This window comes from Kribbella sp. CA-245084 (assembly GCF_050942355.1).
Classification (GTDB): Bacteria; Actinomycetota; Actinomycetes; order Propionibacteriales; family Kribbellaceae; genus Kribbella.
Window position 1 is genome coordinate 5,583,322 of sequence record NZ_CP192053.1, and the last position, 25,988, is coordinate 5,609,309.

General features: G+C 68.8%; 21 protein-coding genes. 12 read left to right on the forward strand and 9 right to left on the reverse strand.

Annotated features, from left to right (window positions below; translation table 11 throughout):
* Positions 1–76 precede the first annotated feature (76 nt).
* Genes ACQPYH_RS26635 through ACQPYH_RS26650 form a run of 4 tightly spaced genes read left to right on the forward strand, consistent with a single transcriptional unit; the run spans position 77 to position 4,152 of the window.
* Positions 77–727, forward strand: coding sequence for a glycosyltransferase family 2 protein (locus tag ACQPYH_RS26635; protein ID WP_432876519.1), 651 nt, complete (start codon positions 77–79; stop codon positions 725–727).
* Complete coding sequence (locus ACQPYH_RS26640) at positions 724–2,001, forward strand: DUF2064 domain-containing protein (RefSeq protein ID WP_432876521.1); 1,278 nt, start codon at positions 724–726, stop codon at positions 1,999–2,001. The genes ACQPYH_RS26635 and ACQPYH_RS26640 overlap by 4 nt, the downstream gene beginning before the upstream one ends.
* Positions 2,001–3,347 carry a glycosyltransferase 87 family protein gene (locus ACQPYH_RS26645; protein ID WP_432876523.1) on the forward strand — a complete coding sequence of 449 codons (1,347 nt, stop codon included), beginning with the start codon at positions 2,001–2,003 and terminating at the stop codon, positions 3,345–3,347. Before ACQPYH_RS26640 ends, ACQPYH_RS26645 begins: the two co-directional genes overlap by 1 nt.
* Positions 3,304–4,152: an ATP-grasp domain-containing protein gene (locus ACQPYH_RS26650; RefSeq protein ID WP_432876525.1), complete on the forward strand. Its 849-nt coding sequence runs from the start codon at positions 3,304–3,306 to the stop codon at positions 4,150–4,152. The genes ACQPYH_RS26645 and ACQPYH_RS26650 overlap by 44 nt, the downstream gene beginning before the upstream one ends.
* Here ACQPYH_RS26650 and ACQPYH_RS26655 read toward each other — a convergent pair.
* The gene (locus tag ACQPYH_RS26655; RefSeq protein ID WP_432876527.1) at positions 4,149–4,409 is read right to left on the reverse strand and encodes a WhiB family transcriptional regulator; all 261 of its coding nucleotides are present in this window, start codon (positions 4,407–4,409) and stop codon (positions 4,149–4,151) included. The genes ACQPYH_RS26650 and ACQPYH_RS26655 overlap by 4 nt on opposite strands.
* Before the next feature lie 84 nt (positions 4,410–4,493).
* On the opposite strand from ACQPYH_RS26655, the gene ACQPYH_RS26660 reads away from it, so the two are divergent.
* Entirely contained in the window at positions 4,494–5,423 is a 930-nt protein-coding gene (locus ACQPYH_RS26660; RefSeq protein WP_432876529.1) for a threonine ammonia-lyase, read from the forward strand.
* Here the strand turns inward: ACQPYH_RS26660 and ACQPYH_RS26665 are convergent.
* The 3 genes from ACQPYH_RS26665 to ACQPYH_RS26675 form a co-directional block, all read right to left on the reverse strand.
* Entirely contained in the window at positions 5,420–6,877 is a 1,458-nt protein-coding gene (locus ACQPYH_RS26665) for a glycosyltransferase family 87 protein (RefSeq protein WP_432894492.1), read from the reverse strand. The genes ACQPYH_RS26660 and ACQPYH_RS26665 overlap by 4 nt on opposite strands.
* 93 nt (positions 6,878–6,970) lie before the next feature.
* Positions 6,971–8,881, reverse strand: coding sequence for a glycosyltransferase family 4 protein (locus tag ACQPYH_RS26670; RefSeq protein ID WP_432876531.1), 1,911 nt, complete (start codon positions 8,879–8,881; stop codon positions 6,971–6,973).
* A gap of 196 nt (positions 8,882–9,077) precedes the next feature.
* The gene (locus ACQPYH_RS26675; RefSeq protein ID WP_432876533.1) at positions 9,078–9,572 is read right to left on the reverse strand and encodes a MarR family winged helix-turn-helix transcriptional regulator; all 495 of its coding nucleotides are present in this window, start codon (positions 9,570–9,572) and stop codon (positions 9,078–9,080) included.
* Positions 9,573–9,611: 39 nt separating this feature from the next.
* Here ACQPYH_RS26675 and ACQPYH_RS26680 point away from each other — a divergent pair, with 39 nt between their 5' ends.
* Both ACQPYH_RS26680 and ACQPYH_RS26685 read left to right on the forward strand, forming a co-directional pair.
* Positions 9,612–10,514 (forward strand): DMT family transporter, encoded by a 903-nt coding sequence (locus ACQPYH_RS26680; RefSeq protein WP_432876535.1) that lies wholly within the window; start codon positions 9,612–9,614, stop codon positions 10,512–10,514.
* Between the two features lie 30 nt (positions 10,515–10,544).
* On the forward strand, positions 10,545–11,564 hold the full coding sequence (locus ACQPYH_RS26685; protein WP_432876537.1) for a LacI family DNA-binding transcriptional regulator: 1,020 nt from the start codon (positions 10,545–10,547) through the stop codon (positions 11,562–11,564).
* Here the strand turns inward: ACQPYH_RS26685 and ACQPYH_RS26690 are convergent.
* The 4 genes from ACQPYH_RS26690 to ACQPYH_RS26705 all read right to left on the reverse strand — a co-directional run bounded on the left by ACQPYH_RS26690 (position 11,540) and on the right by ACQPYH_RS26705 (position 17,009).
* A complete protein-coding gene (locus tag ACQPYH_RS26690) occupies positions 11,540–13,432 on the reverse strand; it encodes a beta-galactosidase (protein ID WP_432876539.1) in 1,893 nt (630 codons plus the stop codon). The two genes, ACQPYH_RS26685 and ACQPYH_RS26690, sit on opposite strands and share 25 nt — an antisense overlap.
* A 4-nt stretch (positions 13,433–13,436) precedes the next feature.
* Positions 13,437–14,342, reverse strand: a complete 906-nt coding sequence (locus ACQPYH_RS26695) for a carbohydrate ABC transporter permease (protein ID WP_130449807.1) — start codon at positions 14,340–14,342, stop codon at positions 13,437–13,439.
* Positions 14,339–15,196, reverse strand: coding sequence for an ABC transporter permease (locus tag ACQPYH_RS26700; protein ID WP_432876541.1), 858 nt, complete (start codon positions 15,194–15,196; stop codon positions 14,339–14,341). Before ACQPYH_RS26700 ends, ACQPYH_RS26695 begins: the two co-directional genes overlap by 4 nt.
* A gap of 145 nt (positions 15,197–15,341) precedes the next feature.
* Entirely contained in the window at positions 15,342–17,009 is a 1,668-nt protein-coding gene (locus ACQPYH_RS26705) for an extracellular solute-binding protein (protein ID WP_432876543.1), read from the reverse strand.
* A 106-nt stretch (positions 17,010–17,115) separates the two neighbouring features.
* On the opposite strand from ACQPYH_RS26705, the gene ACQPYH_RS26710 reads away from it, so the two are divergent.
* Both ACQPYH_RS26710 and ACQPYH_RS26715 read left to right on the forward strand, forming a co-directional pair.
* Complete coding sequence (locus ACQPYH_RS26710) at positions 17,116–18,303, forward strand: ROK family protein (protein ID WP_432876545.1); 1,188 nt, start codon at positions 17,116–17,118, stop codon at positions 18,301–18,303.
* 155 nt (positions 18,304–18,458) lie between these two features.
* A complete protein-coding gene (locus ACQPYH_RS26715; RefSeq protein WP_432876547.1) occupies positions 18,459–21,257 on the forward strand; it encodes a glycoside hydrolase family 3 C-terminal domain-containing protein in 2,799 nt (932 codons plus the stop codon).
* Here ACQPYH_RS26715 and yicI read toward each other — a convergent pair.
* On the reverse strand, positions 21,206–23,455 hold the full coding sequence (yicI, locus tag ACQPYH_RS26720) for an alpha-xylosidase (protein ID WP_432876549.1): 2,250 nt from the start codon (positions 23,453–23,455) through the stop codon (positions 21,206–21,208). The two genes, ACQPYH_RS26715 and yicI, sit on opposite strands and share 52 nt — an antisense overlap.
* Before the next feature lie 124 nt (positions 23,456–23,579).
* Here yicI and ACQPYH_RS26725 point away from each other — a divergent pair, with 124 nt between their 5' ends.
* The 3 genes from ACQPYH_RS26725 to ACQPYH_RS26735 all read left to right on the forward strand — a co-directional run bounded on the left by ACQPYH_RS26725 (position 23,580) and on the right by ACQPYH_RS26735 (position 25,943).
* Positions 23,580–24,257, forward strand: a complete 678-nt coding sequence (locus ACQPYH_RS26725; RefSeq protein WP_432876551.1) for a response regulator transcription factor — start codon at positions 23,580–23,582, stop codon at positions 24,255–24,257.
* A gap of 616 nt (positions 24,258–24,873) precedes the next feature.
* Positions 24,874–25,698: a sensor histidine kinase gene (locus ACQPYH_RS26730; protein ID WP_432894495.1), complete on the forward strand. Its 825-nt coding sequence runs from the start codon at positions 24,874–24,876 to the stop codon at positions 25,696–25,698.
* Positions 25,699–25,754: 56 nt separating this feature from the next.
* Positions 25,755–25,943, forward strand: coding sequence for a DUF1918 domain-containing protein (locus ACQPYH_RS26735; protein WP_432876553.1), 189 nt, complete (start codon positions 25,755–25,757; stop codon positions 25,941–25,943).
* Positions 25,944–25,988 lie beyond the last annotated feature (45 nt).

Consider the following 25,988-nt stretch of genomic DNA (forward strand, 5'->3'; position numbering starts at 1 on the left):
GGAACGCAGTACGACGTAAGCGATCCGTAGCCGCGTTCTGCCGCCACGGGCGCGCGTTGGTCCTTACCGTCGAAGAATGTCCGTCGATCTCGTCCTGCCGTGCCTGAACGAGGCGGCCGCCCTGCCCTGGATCCTCGAACGGCTCCCGGGCGACGTCCGCGCCATCGTCGTCGACAACGGCTCCACCGACGGCTCTCCCGAGGTCGCCGCCCGGCTAGGCGCCACCGTCGTGCACTGCGAGATCAAGGGGTACGGCGCCGCATGCCACGCCGGCCTGGAAGCGGCCGAGGCCGACGTCGTCGCGGTGATGGACGCGGACGCGTCGCTCGATCCACAACAGCTGAGCCGGGTGACTGCGCCCGTCCTTGCCGATCGCGCCGACCTCGTCGTCGGTCGCCGGCGCCCGGTGACACGGGGCACCTGGGCGTGGCATCTCCGCCTGGCCAACTTCGAGCTGTCCCGCCGCATCAGGCGCCGTACGGGCGCCGCTCTGCACGATCTCGGTCCGATGCGGGCGGGTCGTCGTACGGCGCTGCTCGAGCTCGGGCTGACGGATCGACGGTCCGGGTACCCGCTGGAAACGGTCGTGCGTGCGGCCGATGCGGGCTGGCGGATCGCCGAGGTGGACGTGGATTACCTGCCGCGCTCGGGCCGCTCGAAGGTGACGGGGACTCCGTTGGGTGCGGCCCGCGCCGTACTCGACATGTCGAAGGTCCTCGCGCGGTGAAGGGGACGCTGATCGTCATCGCGAAGGAGCCGGTGCCGGGGCGGGTGAAGACACGGCTGCAGAGCGAGTTCACCGCGCAGGAAGCCGCAGCGTTGGCTCGGGCGTCGCTGGTGGACACGCTGGGCGCAGTACTGGCGGCTCGTGCGTCGCGGCGGGTTCTCGCGCTGGAGGGCGAGCCGGGGCCGTGGCTGCCGGCCGGGTTCACGGTTGTCGGGCAGCGTGGCGACGGGCTGGACGAGCGGCTCGCGGCGGCCTTCGAGGATGCGTACGACGGCTCGCCGATGCTGCTCGTCGGGATGGATACGCCGCAGCTGCGGCCTGAGCTGCTCGACTTCCAATGGCCCGGGTACGACGCTGTGCTCGGGCTGACCGAGGACGGCGGGTATTGGTGCCTCGGGCTACGAACGCCGGACCCCCGCGCGCTGGTCGGCGTACCGATGTCGACCGATCACACCGGACGCGATCAACTGCAACGGCTGCAGGATCTCGGCCTGCGGGTGCGGTTGCTGCCGACCTTGCGCGACATGGACACCCCACGCGACGCGGCGTACCTCGCGGCCGAGTTCCCGTCGCTGCGGGTGTCGCGGCTGTATCGACGGCTGCAACACGCGGCGCATCCGGGATTGCTCTTCGAGCAAGCCCTCGGCGGTACTGCGCGTGTTGTTGCTACTGGCATCGACGGACGGACCGTGCCGGCGCTGTCCGAGCTCGATCGCTGGACGGCGCCCGCCGATGAGGTCGACCGGCTCGCGCTGAGCCGCTGCGAAGGTCCCGTGCTCGACATCGGCTGCGGCCCCGGACGGATCGTCACCGCGCTCGCCGAACGCGGGATCCCCGCGTTGGGTGTCGATGTCTCGCCGCGCGCGGTGTCGCTCACGACGTCGCGCGGGGCGGCCGCGCTTCATCGTCCGGTGCAGGACCGGCTGCCGGGCGAGGGCCGTTGGGGCAGCGTGCTGCTGATGGACGGGAACATCGGGATCGGCGGCGACCCCGTCGACCTGCTCCGCCGCTGCGCCGAACTCGTCCGCCCCGACGGCCTCGTCCTGGTCGAGGTCGACCCGAACGACGACCTCGACGACACCGCCCCGATCGTCCTCCGCAGCTCCACCGGCCGCCGCTCCACCCCGTTGCCCTGGGCAAGAGTCGGCACCCGCGCAGTACTCCGCTACGCCCGCCACGCCAACCTCCACCCGACCGAGGACTGGCGCGCCGGCCACCGAGCCTTCCTGGCCCTCCGCCGAACCCCGGTCCCCCAGCACACTCGGACAGCCTGATGCGCCTGGCAGTGGGAGTTGTTGCGGTTGGGGTTGCTGTCGGCGTGGTGGCGGCGGCGCGAGCCGGGTGGTGGCCGAATGTGGCGCTGGCGGTGGGGACCGTACTGGTGGCCGCTCTTGTCTGGCGGTTCGGGCGGGGGTTGGGTGTTGCCGCCGTCGTCATCGTGGCCGGGTTGTGTCAGGTTCCGGGGCTGATGCAGGCGCCGATCACGAGTACGGATGCCTATCGGTACGTGTGGGACGGGCGGGTGCAGTTGTCGGGGCATTCGCCGTACTCGCGGGTGCCGTTGGACGACTCGCTGGCGCAACTGCGGGATCCGATCCTGTTCCCGGGGCTGTCACCGACCGAGAAAACAGGGGTGACATCAGAGACCCCTCAGGATCCCGTCGACGACCCACGCACGCGGATCAATCGGCCGTTGGTGCCGACGATCTATCCGCCGGTCGCACAGGCCTATTTCACCGTGGTCGCGCTGTTCACACCATGGTCCGCCGGCACGCTCGGGCTGCAGATAGCGGCCGCATTACTCGCGATTGCACTCACCTGGCTACTCGCCGTGCAAAACCCACGCTGGGCGGCCTTGTGGGGTTGGTCACCGATCGTCGCTCTGGAGGCGAGCAACGCCGCACATGTCGACGTACTCGCCGCCCTGCTGATCACCGCCGCCGTCATCATCACTGCCAAACGCCCGAAGCTGGCCGCGGTCTTCCTCGGCGCGGCCGGTAGCGTCAAGCTCCTTCCCCTACTCCTACTGCCGGCCTTCCGCACCCGGCGACCGCTCGTTGCCCTCGGCACCTTCATCGCGTCGTACGTCCCGCACCTCCTTGCCGTCGGCACCTTGGTGCTCGGCTTCCTGCCCGGTTACCTCAACCAGGAAGGGTTCGACGACGGCAGCTCCAGATCGGCGATTCTTGCGCTCCTGCTACCTCCTGAGGCCCGCCAGCTCGTCGCCGCGCTCCTCGCGCTCGCCCTCGCCGTACTCGCCTTCTACCGCACCAAACGCGACCCGCTGGCCCTCACCTGCTGCTGGCTGTACGGCGCCGCGCTGCTGATCGCCACACCGACGTACCCGTGGTACGGCCTCCCGTTGATCGCGCTCGCCGCCCTCGCCCACCGCCCCGAATGGATCGCCGTACCGATCGCGTCGTACCTCGCCTACGCGAGCTTCGGGCACGACACCAGGCAGGGCCTGATCTACCTCGCGGCCGCTGTCATCGTTGTCAGCGCGATCACGATCCGTCGCCGCTTCGTTGCGGAATCAGGTTTGACTGCGGCCCGGTCGCCTGCCAACACTGGCGAGCGTGACGAAACGCATCGCCCTCGCGACCTCGGCCGAGCACGCTGAGTTGCACCCGAACGACCTCCCGCTCGTCGAAGCCCTCCGCATCGCGGGCCTCGACCCGGTGGCCGAGGTCTGGACCGACCCGTCCGTCGACTGGTCGGCGTACGACGGGGTCCTGCTCCGCTCCGTCTGGGACTACCACCTGCGGTACGACGAGTTCACCGAATGGCTCGCGCTGCTCGACAAGGCCGGCGTACCGCTGCTCAACGACTCCGGTCTGGTCCGCTGGAACGGCGACAAGCGGTACCTACTCGAGCTCCGCGAGCGTGGCGTCGCGATCGTGCCGTCCCAGATCGCAGCCGGCGCATGCCTGCGCGAGGTCGTAAGCGGGCTCGACGGGCAGGAGATCGTGGTCAAGCCGACCGTCGGCGCGACCGCCCTGCACACCGTCCGCGGTGTCGCGGGCTCCGCCGAGTTCGACCAGGTGCTGACCGAGCTGCCTGAGCTCGTGTACCTCGTGCAGCCGTTCCAGCCTGAGATCGTCGCCGACGGCGAGTGGTCGCTGATCTTCATCGACGGCGAGTTCACCCACGCGGTGATCAAGCGCGCCGCCGCGGGCGACTTCCGGGTCCAGGACGACTTCGGCGGCACCGTGACGCCGACCGAGCCGACTCCCGCCGTACTCGACGGCGCCCTGGCCGCTCTGCAGGCGGCCGGACGCACACCGGCGTACGCCCGGGTCGACGGCGTGGTCGTCAACGGCCGCTTCCTCCTGATGGAACTCGAGCTGATCGAGCCGGAGCTGTTCTTCCCGCAGCACCCGGACACGGCGCACAAGCTCGCCGCAGCAGTCGCCGCGCGCGTCTAGGACGCAGCCGACTCCGGATGGCCCCGGCGGCGCCCGTACAGCAGGGTCTCGCCCGCGGCCGTTCCGGTGAACTTCGTCCGCCGCGCCCACTCACGGCACTCCTCCAGCACCGGGCACGACTTCAGGCACAGCTCACGAGCCTTGCGCTGCTCCCAGCGGGACGCGTCCTCGTCGTACGACGGCGCCTGCCCGATACATGCGGCCCGGCTCATCCAGCGGTCGGCGGGATCCACGATCACGGTCAGCGTCGGCCTCATGACACCGACCGTAGAGCGCCCGCGACCACCGCCAGGCTATGTCTCGAAATATGATCGGGTTACTGGACTTTTAAGGTCTGAGGTATGCCGACACTCGATGACATCCGCCAGGCCGCCCGGGAGCTCGAGGGACGGATCCACCGCACGCCGATGCTGACCTCCGGGGCGCTGAACGAGCGCTTCGGCGCCGACCTCGTACTCAAAGCCGAGCTGTTCCAGAAGACCGGCAGCTTCAAGGTCCGCGGCCTGCTGACCAAGCTGCTCCGGCTCAGCGCCGCAGAGCGCGAGCGCGGCGTGATCACGGTCTCGGCCGGGAACGCCGCCGGTGCGCTCGCCTGGGCCGCGCGCGACGCCGGCGTACCGGCGACAGTCGTGATGGCGAAGACCGCCGTACAGGCGAAGATCGACGCGGCCCGCGGGTACGGCGCGACGGTCGAGCTCGTCGAGGGTGACCTGATGGCGCAGTACGAGCGGATCAAGGACGAGCGGCAGCTGACCGGCGTACATCCGTTCGACGACGAGGACGTGATCACCGGACACGGGAGCCTCGGGCTGGAACTGCTGGCGGACCGGCCCGACCTCGCCACCGTCCTGGTGCCGGTGGGTGGCGGCGGGCTGATCTCGGGCGTCGCGACGGCGCTCAAGCTGGTGAAGCCGGAGATCCGCGTGATCGGGATCGAGCCTCAGCAGGCTGATGTGGTGAGCCGCAGCCTCGAGGCCGGCGAGCCGCAGAAGCTCGCCACGGCCCGGTCGATCGCCGACGGCCTGGCCGCGCCCGTCTGCGGCACCCGCAACTTCCCGCTCATCCAGCAGTACGTCGACCAGGTCGTCCGCGTGAGCGAGGACGCGCTTCTCGAGGCGACCCGTCTGGTGATGTCTCGCACCAAGCTCGCCCTCGAGCCGGCGGCGGCCGCGCCGTTCGCGGCGTTGCTGGAAGGCAGCATCCAGCTCGACGAGGTGACCGCCGCAGTGATCAGCGGCGGCAACCTCGACGTCTCGAAACTGATGCTCTAGGCCGGGTCCAGCGCGGCGGCGAGCCTGGTCTGAGAACGCGACCGTACGCCGTCACTCGGATCGTCGACCAGGTCGCCCCGGCGTACCGGATCCTTCTCCGGCAGCAGGATGTCGCGGGCGACCACCAGCATCAGCCACAACGTTCCGGCCATCCGCAGGATCACGGAGAACCAGTAGATCCGGTCCGGGACCTGCGGATCCCCGGGCGCCAGGAACTGGGCGAGATGCATCCACACCAGCATCCAGTAGAAGCACTCACAGGCCTGCCAGATCAACCAGTCCCGCAGGCGCGGACGGGCCAGCGCCACCAGCGGGAGCAGCCACAGGACGTACTGCGGTGAGTAGACCTTGTTGATCAGCAGGAACGCCGCGACGACCAGGAACGCCAACTGCGCGAACCGTGGCGGTCTCGGCGCCATCAATCCGAGGATCGCGATCGACAGGCACAGGCCGGCGAAGATCACGATGTTCAGCTGGTTGACGTCCGCGACCTCGTGGTTGGCGAGCTTGAGGACGTACCAGATCGAGCCGTAGTCGCTCTCGCGCTGATCGTTGAACTGCCAGAACGACAGCCATTCGTTCTTGGCGAGCAGGTAGATCGGCGCGTTGACCAGACCCCAGGCGACGCCGGCCGCGATCGCCGCCTGGAACCACGGCCACAGCTTGCGGCCGCGGAGGCAGACGATCAGCAACGGCCCGAGCAGCAGGAACGGATAGAACTTCGCCGCTGTCCCGAGCCCGAGCAAGATGCCGAACCAGACCGGTTTTCCGCGCGACCAGGCGAGCATCGCGCCCGCTGTGAGCGCGACCGCGAACAAGTCCCAGTTGATCGTCGACGTCAACGCGAGCACGGGCGCCGCAGCGACGTACAGGGCGTCCAGTGGCTGCCCTCGCGCCGCGCCGGGACGGGTTTCGACCCCGCGGGCCGTCGCGACCGTGCAACCGACCATGACCAGCGCACAGAGGAACAGCATCACCAGGTTGACCACGAAGAACACGCCGGCCGTGTCGCGCTTCTGCTCGGCGGTAATGTCCTTCTTCGGGTCGCCGGTGAACAGCCAGGTGATCCGGGCCGCGACCTCCATGAACCCGCCGGTCAGCACCGGGTACTCGAGCACCGGGTAGTTGCCGGTATCGAGGAACGGCCGGTTGCCCTCGGCGAAACCGCGCTCCTGGTACAGGAAGCCGATGTCGGAGTAGCACAGCGCCTTGAACGGGCGCCAGCTCTGCCGGTCCCAGCCGGCCTCCATACACGGCGCCTTCTGCAGTACGCCGAGCCCGAAGGTGATCGTGCACACCGCGAGCGCGATCCGCAGCGGCGTCCACCACGAGGAACCGAGCCGGGCGAACCGCCCGGACGGCCCACCGAGCCCAACGGTCAGGCCGGCGACGGCCGGATCATGCTCCGACGGCGCCTGCGCGAGCTCGCGTTGTGGTCCGGTCACGGTGGGCATCATCTCCTATCGGCTCACCTTGCGACCACCAGAGGTTACCCACCCGTCTCCAGCGGGGCGCGCAGGGTCCCCGCGCGCCGTCGGCTGCGGGTGCTACTCGGTCATGAAGTCGCGCAGAACCTTCGCGCCTTCGTCGGCCGGCGGCAGCCAGATGGTGCCCTCGACGGCGTCCGCGATCACGCGGTCGGTGACGAAGACCGTGCCGTTGTACGCCCGCATCCGGCGCCGTACGTCCTGGCGGTCGACCCGGCCGTAGACCACGACGGCGTGCTTGATCCGGGCCGCCGTGAGCAGTGGCAGGTCGGCGATCAGGTCCTCGCTGCCCAGAACCGACTGCCAGTCCTCCATCAGGACATGCGTCACGCTGTCCAGGTCCGGCAAGGTCAACGGACGCCGGAGGATCTCAGCACCGTCGAGGTCCTGGAACCACGCCTTCGCCGCCTTGGAGCCGATCGGCCCCAGAACCAGCCGGGGTACGACGTCCTCCTGGACAGGCGGTGCACCGACCAGCTCGGCGTACAGGTCTCGCAGATGACCGGCCTGGGCCTCCCAGGACATCTCGGCCCGCAACCCCGGATCCGCGGCGCGTTCGCGGTACAGCTCGGGGTCCTTCAGGACGGTCCTGACGGCGACGGCCAGCGCGTCCGGGTTCTCGGCCTCGAAGACCTCGCCGATACCGGTCTTGCCGACGAACTCCTCGAGCGTCGGCATGTCGCTGGTCACCACGGGCAGGCCGGCGAAGGTGTACTCGAAGACCTTGTTCGGCAGGGCCATCTCGTGGCTCGGGTAGCGCAGGATCGGGATCAGCCCGACGTCCGCGGTCCGGAGGAAGTGGCTGACGTCGTTCGGCGCGACCGGGTCGAGGTAGTGCACCCGGTCCTCGATCTGCAGGGACTTGCCGAGCGCCCGCAGCTCGTCGACGGGTCGCGTCCGCGCGTGCGGCACGCACACGACCGCCAGGTGTACGCCGGGCAGCAGCGGCAAAGCCTCCATCGCGGTCTCGACCCCACGGGCCCGGGTGACCCCGCCGCTGTAGACCAGCAGCGGCACGTCGGCCGGGAGCCCGATCGTGGCGCGGATGTCGGTGATCCCGCTGTCGCGCTCGCACAGCTCCGGGCTGTTGATCACCACGGTCGGCTCGCGGTCCAGCTTGTGCCGTGTGTGCAGCGTCCGGGCGATCGCCGGGCTGACCGTGACCACGCGGTCGACGGTCCGGATGTACTCGGCCTCGTGCTGCGCCCAGGCCGCGATCATCCGCGGCGTGCGGCCGCCGTACTGCGACAGGCCGGGGACGTACTCGTGGGCGTCGTACACGACCTTCAGGCTGCGGCCGCGGAGGGCCGCCCGGCCCGCGGCGCGCGACCCGACCGCGATGACGTGCATGTCATGGGCGTGCAGAGCGTCCGGGCGCAGCTGGTCGATCAGGTCGGCGAAGATCGCCTCGTAGTCGTCGGCCTCGGGAATGGTCGAGCGCCACCTGACCAGCGCACTCCGGCGAGGCAGCCAGGTGTCCCACCACTGCCAGAGGTTCGTCGCCATCCCGGCCTCGGTCTCGCCGAACCAGGAGCGGACCGACACGGCTGCCTGGGACAGGCGCAGCCGCCGGTGCCTGAGCGATCGACTCGCCGCGCCGCCGAACCGGGCGGCCAGACCGACCTGTCCCGCCTCGCGACGCACGGTGGCTCGTCCGCGCTCCGCCTTCAGGTCCGCGAGCCGCGCGGCGACCCGGGCCTCCTCGGTGCCCTCGGGCCGGATGTCGAACAACCGGCGGCCGCGGCGGAGCCGGCGCCGGCGGTTGCGCTCGTCCCGCAGGATGAAGTGGCCGGGCACCCGGATCATCACCACCCCGGACTGGATGGTGTCGATAGCCAGCCGGCCGGACGCGGATACTCCGAGCAACGTGACCTGGTAGCCGGCCTTGCCCAGGGCGACGGCCTCTTTGAGGACCCGGGTGTCGTTGGTGATGTCGTTCGCGACGATCATCACAATGCGAGGGACGTGCACACACTCTCCTGAGCGTTCGTGAGCGCAGGCGGGCAGGGTGCGGGAGCTCACAGCGGTGATTGCACGGTTCAACGACAGGAAGGCCCGGTCGTTAGCCCGTATTCACTCCTTCTTTGACGCCGATTGCCCCAATGAAGTTGCGACGGCAGCAAATTAACGGTACAGACCTCAGTCTCGCCACTGTCAAGCGTTCAATTCACTCCGTCGGCTCGAGCTGGGCCAGCCACGTTGTGAGAATGCTCTCCAGTTGAGCCCGCTGAGTGGCCGTCAGCGGTTCGAGCAGGCGCTTCTCGTTCGCCATGTGTGCGGCGAAGGCCTTGTCGATCAGCCGGCGCCCGGCCGGGGTCAGGCGGACCACGCGACCGCGCCCGTCGTCGTCGCTGCGCCGGCGCCGGACCAGGCCGGCTGCCTCGAGCCGATCGACGCGCTTGGTCACCGCGCCGGTCGTCACCATCGTGTGCAGCGCGATCTCCCCCGGCGCCCGCTCGTACGGCGAACCCGCGCGCCGCAGCGCCGCGAGTACGTCGAACTCCCCCTCCGACAGCCCGTACTTCGCGTACAGCTGCGTCAGCTCACCGGTGAGCTGATTCGCGATCCGGTGCAGCCGGCCGATCACACCCTGCGGACTGGTGTCGACATCCGGCCGCTCCGCCTGCCACTCCGCCTGGATCCTGGCCACGTGATCGGTCACACGTCCACTATATCTTCCTGGGAAGCTATAGTGTTTTCCATGGAAGATACCTTCCGCTGGACCCTGGTCACGGCGATCGCCCCCATCGCGTGGGGCACGAACTACTTCGTCACGCACGAGTACCTGCCGACCGGACATCCCTTGTACGGCGCGGTGTTCCGCGCCCTGCCCGCCGGAATCCTCCTGCTCTGCGTCGCCAGGCGTCTCCCCCGCGGCGTCTGGTGGTGGCGATCGCTGCTGCTCGGGGTCTGCAACATGGGCGCGTTCTTCGCGCTGATCTACCTCGCGTCCCAACTGCTTCCGGTCAGCCTCGCCTCGACGATCATGTCCGCCTCGCCGCTCACGATGACGCTCTTCGCCTGGGCGCTACTCGCCGAACGGCCGACCGTTCCGGTCCTCACCGGCGCCGCGGCCGGAATCGCCGGCGTCTGCCTCCTGCTCGGCACCGGAACCACCGCCGTGAACCTGCGCGGTGTCGCAGCTTCGGTCGCGGCCCTCACCATGTCGTCCTTCGGCTACATCCTGGCCAAGAAGTGGGGCCGCGCCGACGGCCCGATCGCGACCACCTCCTGGCAACTGATCGCCGGCGGCCTGGTCCTGATCCCGTTCGCAGTCCTCTTCGAGGGCCCACCACCCCACCTCGACCTGCCCGCCATCGCCGGCTTCGCGTACGTCGGCCTGGTGGCGACCGCCCTCGCATTCACGGCCTGGTTCGCAGGCCTGCGACATCTCAGCGCGGCAACCGTCGGCCTGATCGGCCTCCTCAACCCAGTGACCGGCGTACTGCTCGGCGTCCTGGTGTCAGGCGACGTACTCACGCTTCGCCAACTGCTCGGTCTGGCCCTCGTCCTCTTCGGCATCACACTGAGCCGTCCACGTGTCCGAGTCGTCGGCGCGCGTCGTCCGCCTGGGTTAGTGTCGAAGCGCTTCGATCTAGGGTAGAACTGTTCCACCTACCTGAAGGGGAGCAGCATGGTCACGATCGCGGACGTTGCCCGGCATGCCGGGGTGGCGGCCAGCACGGTGTCCTATGTGCTCAGCGGGAAGCGGACGATCTCGACCGACACCCGGGAGCGGGTGCAGCGCAGCGTCCACGCGCTCGGCTACCGGCCGAACGCGAGCGCCCGCGCGCTGGCCAGTCAGCGATCCAACGTGCTAGCGCTGGTGATCCCGCTGCGGACCGGCATGCATGTCCCGGTGATGATGCAGTTCGCGACAGCGGTCGTGACCACGGCCCGCCGGTTCGATCACGACGTACTGCTGCTGACCGCCGACGAGGGACCGGACGGGCTGGAGCGGGTCGCGCAGAGCTCGCTGGTGGACGCGCTCGTCGTGATGGACGTCGAGCTGCACGACGAGCGGGTGCCGGTGCTGCGCGAGCTGCCGATGCCGTCGGTGTTGATCGGATACCCCGACGACGCCGACGGCCTGACCTGCATCGACCTGGACTTCGTTGCCGCCGGCGCGCATTGTGTCGACCACCTGGCCGACCTCGGCCACACATCGCTCGCCCTCCTGGGTACGCCGTCCGCCGTCTACGAACGCCAGACCGGATTCGCCCAGCGGACGCTGACCGGATTCGTCGAGGCGGCCGAACGCCGTGGCGTGCTCGGGGTCGAAACGCCGTGTGAGCACACCTTCGACGCGATCCTGCACACGGTCGAGCAACTCCTCAGCGACCACCCTGACATCACCGGACTGGTCGTCCAGAACGAGCCGATCATCGGCCCGCTGCTCGATGTCCTGCGCCGCCTCGGCCGCCGCGTCCCGGAGGACATGTCGCTGGTCGCGATCTGCGCGGACGACGTCGCCGAGCGGCAGGTCCCGCAGCTGTCGGCGGTCAGCATTCCGGCGGAACGGATCGGCGACCAGGCGGTCGAGTCGCTGATCACGAAGCTAGAGGGCGGCGATGTGCCCGGCCTGACCCTGGTCCCGCCGACGCTGACCGCCCGCGGCAGCACCTGCCCTCACGTCGACCTCACCACGGCATAACCGCCGGCCGGAACCGGCAGCTCGCCGACTACCAGCCGGCCTGCATCCGGTACGGAGAACTCTGCGTCTCCGTGGTTGAACACAAAGGTCCAGGTGGTGTCACCGGACCGTCGTCGTACGATCTCGACCGGCGACGCCGACAGCTCGAACACCTGTGCCGCGGCGGCATCGTCCAGCTCGGTCGACACGTACCACGCCGTACCCGCTCCGACCTGCCGGCGGGTGATCGCCGGCTTCCCGTCCAGCACTCCCCCGGCGTACCGATCGACGACCTCGGCCGACACCGCGTGGACATGCTCGCTCCACAAGCGTCCACGGCCACCGGAAGACAGGACGACCTCGCTGTCGTCCGGCAGCGGATGGAACTCCTCGACGCGCACGCCGAGCAGCTCAGTGAACGCACCGGGAGACCGAATCCTCAGGTCAGGATCGACAATCCCGCTGAAGTACCCGACAACCAACTGCCCGCCGCTCTCCACATAAGCGGTGAGCGCGGCCGCGGCCTCATCCGAGATCAGATACAGCGATGGCACGACCACGAGCCGGTACGACGACAGATCGGCGGCCGGCGCCGCGAAGTCGACCGTGATGCCCGCGTGCCAGAACCGCCGGTGAGCCGACCGGACCGCCGCCAGGTAGTCCAGCGACGACGACGGCAGGTGGGTGCCTTGCATCGCCCACCAGCATTCGACGTCCCAAAGGATTGCGACGTCGGCCTCAACGTTGCTCTCGGCAACCTCAGCCAGTTGCGGCAGTTCCGATCCGAGCTTGGCGATCTCCCTGAACATCCGGCTGTCCGGGCCTGCGTGCGGCACCATCGCCGAGTGGAACATCTCCGCACCACCCCGCGACGCCCGCCACTGGAAGAACAGCGCGCCCTGCGAACCGCGCGCGATATGCGACAGGCTGTGGCGCGCCATCCGCCCCGGCTCCTTCGTGTGCAGCCGGTGGCCTTCGTTGAGCGTGCCGGCCGACTGCTCCATCAGCAGCCACGGCTTCCCGCCGGCCCACCCGCGCGCCAGGTCCGCCCCGAAGGCCGTCTGCTCCTCGGCACCGACGTCTGACCGATCCGGGTAGTGGTCGATGGCAACCACATCGACCTCGGCGGCCCACTGCGCATGGTTCACCGGGACCCAGCCGCCGAACACGAAGTTCGTTGTGACCGGCAACGCCGACAGCTTCCGCAGCTCGGTCTTCTGCTCCAGATACGCCGCCAGCAATTCGTCCGACCAGAAGCGCCGGAAGTCCAGGTACTGCGTGGGATTGACGAGGTACTGCGTCTTCCGCGGCGGCTCGATGTCCGCCCACTCGGCGTACCCCTGGCTCCAGAACGCCGTCGTCCACGCCTCATTCAACCGCTCGAGCGTGCCGTACCGCGTCTGCAACCACTCGCGGAACCGCTCAGCCGCCAACGAGCAATAGCAGGTGGTCCCGTACTCGTTGTGCACATGCCACATCGCCAGCGCCGGATGATCGTGGTACCGCTCGGCCAACGCCCGAGCGATCCCGCGCGCGGCCTCCCGGTACGCCGGCGCGCACGCGCAGTACGTATCCCGACTGCCATGCGTGAGCCGTACGCCGTCCGCCGTCACCGGCAGCGCCTCGGGGTGCAGCCGACTGAACCACGGCGGCGGTGATGCCGTAGGAGTAGCCAGATCGACTCGGACGCCGCCTGCATGTAGCAGGTCCAGCACGCGGTCGAGCCAGCCGAACTCGTACTGCCCCGGCGCAGGCTCGAGCGACGACCACGAGAACACCCCGACGGTCACCAGGTTCACCCCGGCCCGCTGCATCAGCCCGACGTCTTCCTTCCAGACATCCGGATCCCACTGCTCGGGGTTGTAGTCACCGCCGTACCAAAGAGTCACAGGCTCAGCCTTTCACGGCGCCGATGATGACGCCCTTGGTGAAGTGGCGTTGGATGAACGGGTAGACGAGGAGGACCGGGACGATCGCGATCACGACGATTGCCATCTTGATGGCCAGGCCGGGGGCCGGCTGCAGGCCGAGGCCGGTTCCGGTCGCTATGCCGCCGGCGCCGGTCGGCAAGGGCTGCTGCTGCACGATGTAGGTCCGTAGCACCATCTGCAACGGCCACTTGTTGTTGTCGTTGATGTAGAGCAGCGCGTTGAAGAACGCGTTCCAGTAGCCGACGGCGTAGAACAGGCCGACAACCGCGACCACGGCCTTCGACAGCGGAAGCACGATCCGGCGGAGGATCGCGAACTCGCCCGCGCCGTCGATCCGCGCGCTGTCGATCAGCTCGCCCGGAATGCCCATGAAGAACGAGCGCATGACGATCAGGTTGAACGCCGAGATCGCGGTCGGCAGGATCAGCGACGCGTAATGGTCGATCAGCCCGAGCGAGTTCACCAGCAGATAGCTCGGAATGATGCCCGGCCCGAACAGGAACGTCAGTAGTACGACGAACAGCAGCGGCCGATGGAACACCGACCCCGGCCGCGACAGCCCGTACGCCGCGAGCACGGTGATGCCGAGGCTGAACGCCGTCCCGACGGCGGTGATCATCACGCTGATGAACAACGCGCGAGTGACCACGCCGCCCGACAACAGTTGCACGTACGCCGCCACGGTCAGCTCGCGTGGTACGACGACCAGCCCGCCGGCGCGGGTCACCGCTTCCGTGCTGGACAGACTTGTCACCACCACGACGTACAGCGGGAACGCCACCGCCAGAGCGATCAGCGTCAGTACGACCGGCTTGCTCAGCCGACCGATCGCGGTCGGTTCCTCTTCCCAGACAGCCCTTGCGGTCATGAGCGCGAATACACCCCCTGCTCGCCCACCAGGTGAGCGAATCGGTTGGCCACCAGGACCAGGACGAGGCCGATCACACCTTTGAAGAGACCGGCTGCGGCGCCGTACCCGAAGTCGCCGACGAGCAGGCCCTGGTAGTACACGTACGTGTCGAGCACCTCGGCGGCGCCTCCGCCGACGGCGCTGCGTTGCAGGATGAACTGCTCGAAGCCGACCGTCAGCGCGTCGCCGAGGCGCAGGATCAGGAGCAGGACGATCACCGGACGCAGGCCGGGCAACGTGATGTGCCAGAGTCTGCGCCAGCGGTTGGCTCCGTCGGCCGCTGCGGCTTCGTAGAGGGCGGGGTTGATGGTGGAGAGGGCGGCGAGGAAGACGATCATTCCCCAGCCGGCGTCCTTCCAGACCGACTGCGCGGTGACGAGCAGGATGAAGGTGTCCGGCTTGGTCATCAGGTCGACCGCCGAGTGTCCGTGATCCCGCAGAGTCTGCGCGAGCAGGCCGGCGCCGCCGATCATCTGCTGGAACAACGACACGACCAGCACCCAGGAGAAGAAGTGCGGCAGGTACACCACGCCCTGGATGACGTTGCGCAGCTTGGCCGACAGGACGCTGTTCAGGAGCAGGGCCAGTCCGATCGGGATCGGGAAGAAGAACACCAACTGGACCGCGGTGATGGACAGGGTGTTCGCCACCGCCCGCCAGAACGCCGGCTCGGAGAACATCCGGCTGAAGTTGGCGAACCCGATGAACTCACTCCCCCGGATCCCGGCGTACGGCGAGTAGTCCTGGAAAGCGATCACGTTGCCGAGCGTCGGAAAGTAGTGGAACACCCCGAGCAACACGATCACCGGCATGACCATCACCAACAACGGCCAATCCCGCCGCAACCGATGCCGGAACCGCATCCCACCCGCCCGCGCCCCCGCGCGTTCCTCGCTCCTCCTCTTTTCCGCCCGCCGTGCCGCCGCAGGCGGCGCGGCGGGCGTGCTTTCCCTGCCCCTACCGACCGTTGTCACTGAGGACCTTGGCGTAGAAGTCGCGGCCTTCGTTGCCGCCGTTGGTCTGCCACTGTTTGACGGCCGTCTTCAGCTCACTGACCGGCTTCCGGCCGCGGAAGATGTCCTGCAGCGCGTCGTCGAAAGGCTGGTTCAGCGCAGCCATCTTGGCCGGCTGCTCGACCCGGATCCCGTCGAACAGATTCGTCTCCCGGACCTTCGCCGCCGCGTTCTGCCACGCGCTCATCGCCGGCACATACCCCGGGTACTCGCTCTCGGTGATCGCGGTCGGACGCCCTCCCAGGAACACGTACGTCTGCGAAACCTCCTTCTGCCCCAGCGCGGTCAGCTTCGGCGCCCCGGACGACTGCTTCACGTAGTGCTTGCCCTCGACCCCGTACGTGTAGAGCTGGTACTCCTCGGTCCCGAACGGCGCCGACGTGTAGTTGAGGACCCCGAGCAGCTCCTTGATCCGCGCCTCGCCGAGCCCCTTCTTCACGAACGTGAAGATGCCGGCCGGATCACCGGTCCAGACGATCGGAGTACCGCCGTCATGCGCGAACGGCATCACGGCCTGCGGGTTGAACTTCGGGTTGATCGGCAGCTGCCGCTGCAGCGACTCGTGCCAACCGCCGAGCCCGTTCTGCCGGATGAGCACCTTGCCGCCCTCGAACAGCGCGTTCTGGTCCGCAGCCGCGTTGGCGACGACCTCCGGGTGCACATAGCCCGACTGGAACAGCTTCCGGACGAACGCGACCCCTGCCTCGAACTCGGGCGTCTCGATCTTGTTCACCAGCTTCCCGCTGGAATCCTTCCGCCAGCTCCCCGGCGCACCGAACGCGCGGATCACCTCGTCGGACACCCCGCCGAACGCCCACCGGCCCGCCTTCGCGTCCGTCAGCTGCTTGCCCAACGCGAGCAGGTCGTCAGCATTCTTCGGCGGCTGCGCACCGAACTGGTCGAAGATGTCCTTGCGGTAGAACAGCGCCCACGGGAACCCCTCCGACGGGAACGGCACAGCCTTCAGCTGCGAGTTCCACACGCCGTACGCCCAGGCCCGCGTCGGCAGGTTCGCCAGCATCGGGTACGCCGACACCTTGTCGCCGGCCAGATGCGGCGTCAGGTCCTCGAACAGCTTGTCCGCGGCCTGACCGAACCTGGTCAGGCTGGAGATGTTCCAGCCGGGGATGCACAGCAGCTCCGGAACGTTGCCCGCAGCAAGGATCGGACCGAGCTTGTCGCCGTAGTCGTTGCCGTTCAGGATGTTGAACCGGACGGGGGCGCCGATCCGTTCGTTGTTCGCGTCGTAGTACGTGTTGTTGCCGAGCCCGGGCGGCAACGGGCTCCACAGCGGCGTCATCGCCGACACTTCCTTGCCGCTGGCGACGGCCTTGTCCGGCATCGCCCGCTTGAGCTCGCTCGGATAGTGCGTGAAGCCCGGCGACGCGCCGTTCTCGCCGGGCAGGTCCGGCTTGACCGACTCGTACGGCGTGAACTTCGGCAGCAGCCCGGCCAGCTTGTCCTCGGTCTCGGCCCGGCCGGCCGTGGTCGATCCGGAGCTCCCGTTCGAGCAGCCGGTCAGCGAGACCCCGCCGGCGGCAGCGGCCGCACCCGCGCCGAGCAGGGAGATGAACGTCCGGCGGCTGGCTCCGCCACGCACTGGTCCGGTCACGGTTGATCCCCTAGAATTAGTTGGGCTAGTAGCCAAACAAATTAACCCAGAGACGACCGCGCGACAAGGTGTAAGACTGACGCAGGACTCGATCGAGGGACGGACGTTGAGCACACAGACCGCGGACCACACTCATATCCGCGCGACCAACCTGGCCGCGGTGCTGGGCTACCTGCGCCGCGAGGCCCCCTGCTCGCGGGCCGCGATCGCCACCGGGACCGGTCTCAACAAGGCGACCGTGACCAGCATCGTCGGGGATCTGCTCGAGCGCCGCCTGGTCCGCGAGACCCAGCAGACCCAGAACCACGTCGGCCGTCCGGCGACGCTGCTCGTGCTCGACGGATCGGCGTACGCGACGATCGGGCTCGAGGTGAGCGCCCGCGGCCTGACCGCGCTCGGCTGCGACACGGCCGGCGAGCAGGTACTGCGTTGGCATCGCGCCGGGCCGGGCGTGGACGCCGGGCCTGCGAAGACGATCGCGTCGCTCGCCAACCTGGCCCGCCGGGCAGTGACCGCCGTGCAGTCGTCCGGCCGACAGGTGCTCGGGATCACCGTGGGCGTTCCGGGCCTCGTGAATCGCGACGGCGCCGTAGTACTGGCCGCCGGCCTGGGCTGGCGGGATGTGCCGATGCGGGCCGAGCTCGTAGCGGCGATCGGACGACCGGACATCCCGGTGATGGTCGACAACGACGCATCGCTGGGCGTGCTGGCCGAGCATCTCTACGGCCCGCACGCCGGGACCGCGAACCTGATCCGGCTCACCGGGGACACCGGCGTCGGGGCAGGCATCATCGCCGACGGCAAGCCGCTCGAAGGTCACCTCGGGTACGTCGGGGAGATCGGCCACCTGCGCCTGGTCCCGGACGGGCCGCGCTGCGGATGCGGTCGACGCGGCTGTCTCGAGGCGCTGGCGAGCCTGCCGTCGATCCTGGCCCGGACGGAGGTGACCGACAGCGATCCGCAGCTCCAGCTCGAGGAACTGATCCGCCGTGCCGACGCCCAGGAGACCGCGGTGACCCAGGTCCTCGCTGAAGCCGGCGCCTACCTGGGTCAGGGCATCGCGGCGCTCGTCAACATCCTCAACCCCGAGGTCGTCCTGCTCGGCGGCGCCTACGCCCTGCTCGCCGACCACCTCACTCCCGCTCTCGACAAGGCCCTCCGTGAGGCGACCATCGCCCCCGACGCCGGCGGCTGCACGGTCCTCGCGTCGACGCTCCCCGACACCGCCACTCCCCTGGGCGCGACCGCCCAGGCCCTCACTCCCCTCACCCGAGGCCACCTGCCCGCCCGGTAGCGGTAAGCGCCTACCTGGGTGCCGGATGAGGTCTTGACCGTCGGCGCTCGGGATGCAACCCTCTGTTCACGCCCGATCTGTCGAAGCGCTTCGATCAATCGTCGTCGATGACCGTTCGAAGCGCTTCGACACACAGCCCGTGGAGTCGATCGCCGATGAGTACTCCAGCTCCCCTCCTCCGTCCAGCTCCGGCCCCGTTCCGCGATCCGGCCCGGCCGACCGGCGAGCGGGTCGACGATCTCCTCGCCCGGCTCACCCCGGACGAGAAGGTCGCGCTGCTGCACCAGTACCAGCCGCCCGTCCCGCGGCTCGGCCTGGACTCGTTCCGCACCGGCACCGAGGCGCTGCACGGCGTCGCCTGGCTCGGCCCGGCCACCGTCTTCCCGCAGGCGATCGGCCTCGCCACGAGCTGGAGCCCGGACCTGGTCCGAGCCGTCGGCGCCGCGGTGGGCGACGAGGTCCGCGTCTTCCACCAGAAGGACCCTGCCGGCGTCGGCCTCAACGTCTGGGCGCCCGTGGTCAACCCGCTCCGCGACCCGCGCTGGGGCCGGAACGAGGAGGGGTACGCCGAGGATCCCTGGCTGACCGGCGTCGTCGCGACCGCGTACGGACACGGGCTGGCCGGCGACGATCCGTCGTACCTCAGGACCGCCCCGACCCTGAAGCATTTCCTTGCCTACAACAACGAAACCGATCGCTGCACGACCTCGAGCAACCTGCCGCCGCGGGTCCTGCACGAGTACGAACTGCCGGCGTTCCGCGCGCCGATCGAGGCCGGCGCAGCGGTCGCGGTGATGCCGTCGTACAACCTGGTGAACGGACGGCCCGCCCACCTGAGCCCGCTGATCAACGACGTACTCCGCACCTGGACCACCGACGACGTGCTGGTCGTCAGCGACGCGTACGCGCCCGCCAACCTGTTCGGTCTGCAGCATTTCGCGTCCGACGGCCCGACCGCGTACGCCGCCGCGGTCAAGGCCGGCGTGGACAGCTTCACGCAGGACGACACCGACTCCGCCCCGACGATCGACCGACTCCACGAGGCGCTCGACCGCGGTCTGCTCACGTGGGCGGACATCGACACCGCAGTACGGCGGGTGCTCGCGATCCGGCTCCGGCTCGGTGAGTTCGACCCGCCCGAACTCGATCCGTACCGCGGTCTCGAGCCCGATCTGGTCAACTGTCCCGCCCACCGCGAGCTGGCCCAGGACGCCGCACGCCAGGCGATCGTGCTGCTCAAGCACGAGTGCCAGGTCCTGCCCCTCGCCGAGTCCATCAAGCGGATCGCCGTCATCGGACCGCTCGCCGGCGCCGTCAGGGAGGACTGGTACGCCGGAACGCTGCCGTACCAGATCACCGCGCTGGACGGCATCGTCGAGCGACTCGGCCGCGTCGAGTCCGGCGCCGGGGTCGAGTACTGCGAAGGCGTCGACCGGATCACGCTCCGGATCGCCGACTCCTCGTCGTATCTGACGGTCGGGCCAGACGCCGTAGTGCGAGCCGACCGGGAGCCGGGCGAGTTCGACCTGTTCGACTGGGGCGGGGACGCGTTCGCGCTGCGGTCGGTACGGAACGGGCAGCACCTGAGTGTGAGCGACGACGGGCAGCTCGTCGCCGATCAGCCCGGTCCGAACGGCTGGGAGGTCAAGCAGACGTTCAGGTTCGTGCAACTGGCCGGCACCGTGCTGATCCAGCACCTGCACAGCGACCGGTACCTCCACGTCGACGCGGAAGGTGCGATCAGCGTGGCCGACCAGGCGACGCCGTTCGCGCTCGACGTCGTCGTCGACGGTGCCGCGCAGGCGGCCGCCATCGCCGCCCGCGCCGACGTCGCGATCGTTGTCGCTGGCAACCACCCGTTGGTGAACGGCCGTGAGACCGAGGATCGCGACAGCCTCGACCTCCCGGCGGCCCAGGATCGGCTGATCCGCCATGTCCACGCCGCGAACGCGCGCACGGTGCTCGTGCTCAGTAGCAGCTATCCGTTCGCGATCGGCTGGGCACAGCAGCACCTGCCGGCGATCCTCTGGTCCGCACACGGCGGGCAGGAGTACGGTCGCGCGCTGGCCGACGTACTGTTCGGCGACCACGACCCGGCCGGACGACTGACCCAGACCTGGTACGACTCCGCGGCGGACCTCCCCGACCTGCTCGACTACGACATCATCACCACCGACGCGACCTACCTCTATTACCGCGGCACACCGCTCTACCCCTTCGGCCACGGCCTGAGCTACACGACCTTCAGGTACGCCGATCTGCAGCTGAGTGCGCCGTCGATCGGATCCGACGGCGAGGTCCGAGTCACGTTCACAGTCACCAATACCGGAGATCGGCCGGGCACCGAGGTGGCACAGCTGTACACCCGCCAGCAGCGTTCACGAGTCAAGCAACCGCTGCGACAGCTCCGTGGGTTCCGCAGGTTGTCGCTAGCACCGGGAGAAAGTGCCGAAGTCGAGCTGACCGTCGCCGCGACCGACCTCGGATTCTGGGACGTGACGCGAGACCGTCATTGCATCGAGTCCGCGCGCCACAGCGTCATGGTCGGCCGGTCCAGCACCGACCTTCGACTGACCACGGCCCTCGACGTCCGAGGCGAACGCATCCCGCCGCGAACGCTCGGACTCGCCGCGGCCAGCTTCGACGAGTACTGCGGAATCACCCTGTCCGACGAGACGACCGTCTCGCTGGAACCCCAAGCCTGGTTGGCGTTTCACGACGTCCAGCTGAACTCCGAAACAGCCGTCGCCATCACAGCCGCCAACCGCGGAACCGAACCCGCGACGATCGAGCTGCGCCTGGACGACCCGTTGCACGGTGAGCTCATCGGCACAGTCCACCTCCCAAGCCAGCTCATGCCGATCACCACACAGCTCGTCCCGGCGACCGGCGTACGCACGCTCTACGCGGTCTTCTCCGCGGCGGACGTCGTACTCGAGAGCTTGACGGTGTAGCGCTCACACACACCCTCGACCACGTGCGACTCGACCTCACCGTCGCGCAAGGTCAGCTCGATCACGGCTGCCACTCCCCCGTCAGCGTCGGGCAGCTCGACCACGGTCGTCTGCCCCTCGCTCGGTGCGAACCAGCGCAGCTCGACCCCGTCGGCCCAGTCGTACTCCGGCCGATCGTCGACCGCCCCGATCGGAATCACGGCGCCCTCACGCACGAACAACGGCACGCTGTCGAAGGCATGGGTCTGCTGCACCCAGCCCGGACCCGACAGCACCTCGCCGGTCAGCAACGACGTCCATCGTCCACGCGGCAGGTAGAACGAGACCTCTCCGTCGAAGTTCATCACCGGCGCGACCAGCAGATCGGAACCGAGCATGTACTGGCGATCCAGGTACGCGACTGCCGGGTCGTCAGGGAACTCCAACACCATCGGCCGCATCATCGGCACCCCGTCCTGATGTGCCTCGGCCGCGGCCGTCATCAGGTACGGCATCAACGAGAGCTTCAGCTTCGTGAACTTCCGCAGTACGGCGACCGCCTCGTCGTCGAACGCCCACGGCACCCGGTACGACGACGAGCCGTGCAACCGCGAATGCGACGAGAGCAGCCCGAACGCCACCCAGCGCTTGAAGATGGCGGGATCAGGCAGGCCCTCGAATCCGCCGATGTCATGACTCCAGTACCCGAACCCCGACGCGGCCAGCGAGAGCCCGCCGCGCAACGACTCCGCCATCGCCTCGAACGTCGACTCGCAGTCGCCGCCCCAGTGCACCGGGAACTGCTGCCCGCCGGCCGTCGCAGAGCGGGCGAACAGCACCGCATCGCCCTCGCCCCGGTTCTCCTCGAGCAGTCCGAACACGGCCGCGTTGTAGAGCTGCGCGTAGTAGTTGTGCATCCGCTCCGGATCGGATCCGTCGTGCCAAACGACGTCGGTCGGGATGCGCTCGCCGAAGTCGGTCTTGAAGCAGTCGACGCCCAGATCGATCAGGGCCTGCAGCTTCGAGCGGTACCACGCCGTCGCGTCCGGGTTGGTGAAGTCGACGATCGCCATCCCGGCCTGCCACATGTCCCACTGCCAGACCGAGCCGTCCGGTCGCTTGAGCAGATAACCGAGCCGACTGCCCTCCTCGAACAGCACCGACCGCTGCGCGATGTACGGGTTGATCCACAGGCTGACGCGCAGACCGCGATCCTTCAGCCGGCGGACCATGCCGGCCGGATCCGGGAACGCGATCGGGTCCCACAGGAAGTCGCACCAGTGGAACTGCCGCATCCAGAAGCAGTCGAAATGGAACACGCTCAGCGGAAGGTCCCGCTCAGCCATGCCGTCGACGAACCCGCTCGTCGTCTCCTCGGTGTAGTCCGTGGTGAACGACGTCGACAGCCACAACCCCATCGACCACGCCGGCACGCGAGCGGGCCGCCCGGTCAGGGCGGTGTAGCGGCGCAGGACGTCCTTCGGGGTCGGACCCGCGAAAACGTAGTACCCGAGCTCCTGGCCTTCGACGCTGAACTGGTTGCGGGACGTGACCTCCGAGCCGACCTCGAACGACACACGGGCCGGGCTGTCGACGAGTACGCCGTACCCCTTGCTGCTCAGGTAGAACGGCACGTTCTTGTACGCCTGCTCGCTCGACGTACCGCCGTCGGCGTTCCAGCTGTCGACGAGCTGACCGTTCTTCACGAACGCGCCGAAGCGCTCGCCCAGGCCGTAGATCGTCTCGCCGACGCCGAGCGCCAGCTGTTCGTGGACATAATGCTTGCCGTCGGCATCGGTAATCAGGCCGACGCTGCGCGCAGCCGAGTTCGTCAGCGGCTTGCCGTCCTGCTCGAAGCGCACATCCCACGGACCCTCGAGCGCGATCACCACGCTCAGCTCCCCGGACGTCAACCGCGCCTCGGCGGCACCGACGTCCACCTTCACCGGATGGTCCTCATCGGCGTTCAAGCGGTACGTCGGTCGCGCGGGCAGGCCACCGAGATGGTGCCCGATCCGCACGCCGATCACCCCTCGCGACGGCGAGGAGAACGTCACCGTGAACATCGGCTGGTTGAGCGTGTCACCGCGCCGCTCGATCCGCTTGGCCGGCGCGAACACGGTCAGCTCGCGCTCCCCCACCTGCACGCTCTCGACCTCGGCCGGCCGCAACCGCGTCAATCCTTCGCGGAGCTGCCAGTACCCGTCGCTGAACTTCATCGTGGCCAGCCTCTCCCGAAAGGGTTGTCGAAGCGCTTCGACAACGCTAGGCGGGTCGACTTCATCGCGTCAAGTTTGTCCACCTCTCAGCGGATTCTCAGCGGGCCTCAGTGACACTGAGTGGATGCGAGTGCTGATGGTCGAGGACGAGTTGCGGTTGGCCGACACGGTCCACCGCGGTCTGACCGACTCCGGGTTCGTCGTGGAGATGGTGCACGACGGCGAGAACGCGGTGTGGGCCGCGACCGAACACAGCTACGACGTGATCGTGCTGGACATCATGCTGCCGAAGCTCAACGGGTACCGCGTGCTCGAGATGCTGCGGGCGCGCGGGATCTGGACGCCGGTGCTGATGCTGACCGCCAAGGACGGCGAGTACGACCAGACCGACGCGTTCGACCTCGGTGCGGACGACTATCTGACCAAGCCGTTCAGCTTCCTGGTCCTGATCGCGCGGCTGCGGGCGTTGATCCGGCGCGGCGGACCGGAGCGGCCCGTCGTGCTGACCGCCGGCGACCTCTCGCTGGATGTGGCCCGGCGGCGGGTGGAGCGGGACGGGCGGGAGATCACGCTCACGCCCCGCGAGTACGGCCTGCTCGAGTTCCTGATGCGGCATCGCGGCGACACCGTCAGCAAGGCCGAGATCCTGGCATCGGTCTGGGACCCGGCCTTCGACGGCGACCCGAACGTGGTCGAGGTCTACGTGCGGTACCTGCGGAAGAAGATCGACACCCCGTTCGCCCGGCACGCGATCGAGACCATCCGAGGCATGGGATACCGACTCAATCCTGAGGGCGGATAGCACCACCTGCGAAACTGGCGGGGTGAGCACGGTCGTGCGGCGTCGGGTCGACGGGTGGTACCGGACCGCGGGTGGTTTGCGACAGGCGAGCGTTCGGAGTCGCTCGACGGCTGCGGCCGTGATCGTGGTCGCCGTCGCGATGATGCTCGGCGCTGCCGCCTTGCTCCTGCTTCTGCAGCGAGCCCTGATCACCGAGGTCTCCGACGCGGCTGAGGGCCGGGTCGGAGACGTAGCCGGCCAGGTCAGCTCAGAGGGTACGGCGGGCCTCGCGCGCGACCTGGTCGAGACGACCCGCGCGACCCAGCTCGTCCAGGTCCTGGACCCGGCCGGACGCGTCATCGCCGCCTCGTCGAGCCGGGTCGGCAACACGCCGTTGAGCGATCTCCGTCCGCCGGCCGGGGCGCTGATGCGGGCCGAGGTCGGCGAGATGCCGCTGATCGACGACGATCACAACTACCTGGTCGTTGCGCAAGGAGCGTCGTACGACGGGCAGACGTACACAGTCGTGGTCGCGTCATCGGTGGAGACGCAGCGACAGACGGTCACCACGGTTGCGAAGTACCTGATCATCGGGTTCCCGGCGCTGCTGATCGTGGTCGGCGTGGCCGGGTGGCTGATGGTCGGGCAGGCGCTGCGCCCGGTGGAGCGGATCCGGTCCAGGGTGCAGGGCATCGGCACGCGGGACCTGACCGAGCGGGTCCCGGTGCCGGAGACGCGGGACGAGATCGCGCGGCTCGCGGTGACGATGAACGAGATGCTCGACCGGCTCGAGACCGGTCAGGCGACGCAGCGAGCGTTCGTGGCGGACGCGAGTCATGAACTGCGGTCGCCGTTGGCCACGCTGACCGCGGCACTGGAGGTCATCGAGGCAGACACCACCGGGCAGGCGTGGCACGAGCTGCGTGCGGTGATGGGGACCGAGACCGACCGGATGCGGCAGCTCGTCGAGGACCTGCTGCTGCTCGCCAAGGCCGACGACACCGGGATCCGGATGCGGCAGACGGACGTGGACCTCGACGATCTGGTCGCGGCCGAGATCCAGCGGTTGCGAAGCTCGATGCCCGAGCTGAAGGTGACCGGTGACGTCAGTCCGGTCCGGGTGGTCGGCGACCCGGCCCGGTTGGGTCAGGTACTGCGGAACCTCGTCGACAACGCTGCCCGCGCCGCGCATACCAGCGTCCACCTGAGCACGGCCGAGAAGGACGGGTCGGCGATCATCACGGTCGAGGACGACGGCGACGGGATCCCCGAGGCGGATCGCCAGCGGGTGTTCGAACGGTTCGTCCGGCTCGACACCAGCCGCTCCCGTGCGAGCGGCGGCTCCGGGCTAGGTCTGTCCATCGCCCGCGAGATCACCCGCGCCCACAACGGCACGATCACGCTGACCTCGTCGAGCGCCGGAGGTACGACGGCCATCGTCACGCTACCGAACATCGAGTGAGGGGTGGTGCGGGCCGCCCGGCAGGACGAAGCTGGGGGTGGAAGGAGGTGGGTGTGGTGAAAGCGGCAGCAGGCGACCAGGTTGTGGTCGAGACCAGCCATCTGATGGCACACCGGCGCGAGGGGAAGATCGTCGAGGTACACGATCCGGACGGGGCACCGCCGTACCTCGTGCACTGGAGCGACACCGACACCGAGTCGCTGTTCTTCCCGGGGCCGGATGCGCACATAGTCCATAGGACGTAGAACAATCCGGTTGCCGGCCGGGCGGGCCGTCCAGCAGGATCGCCG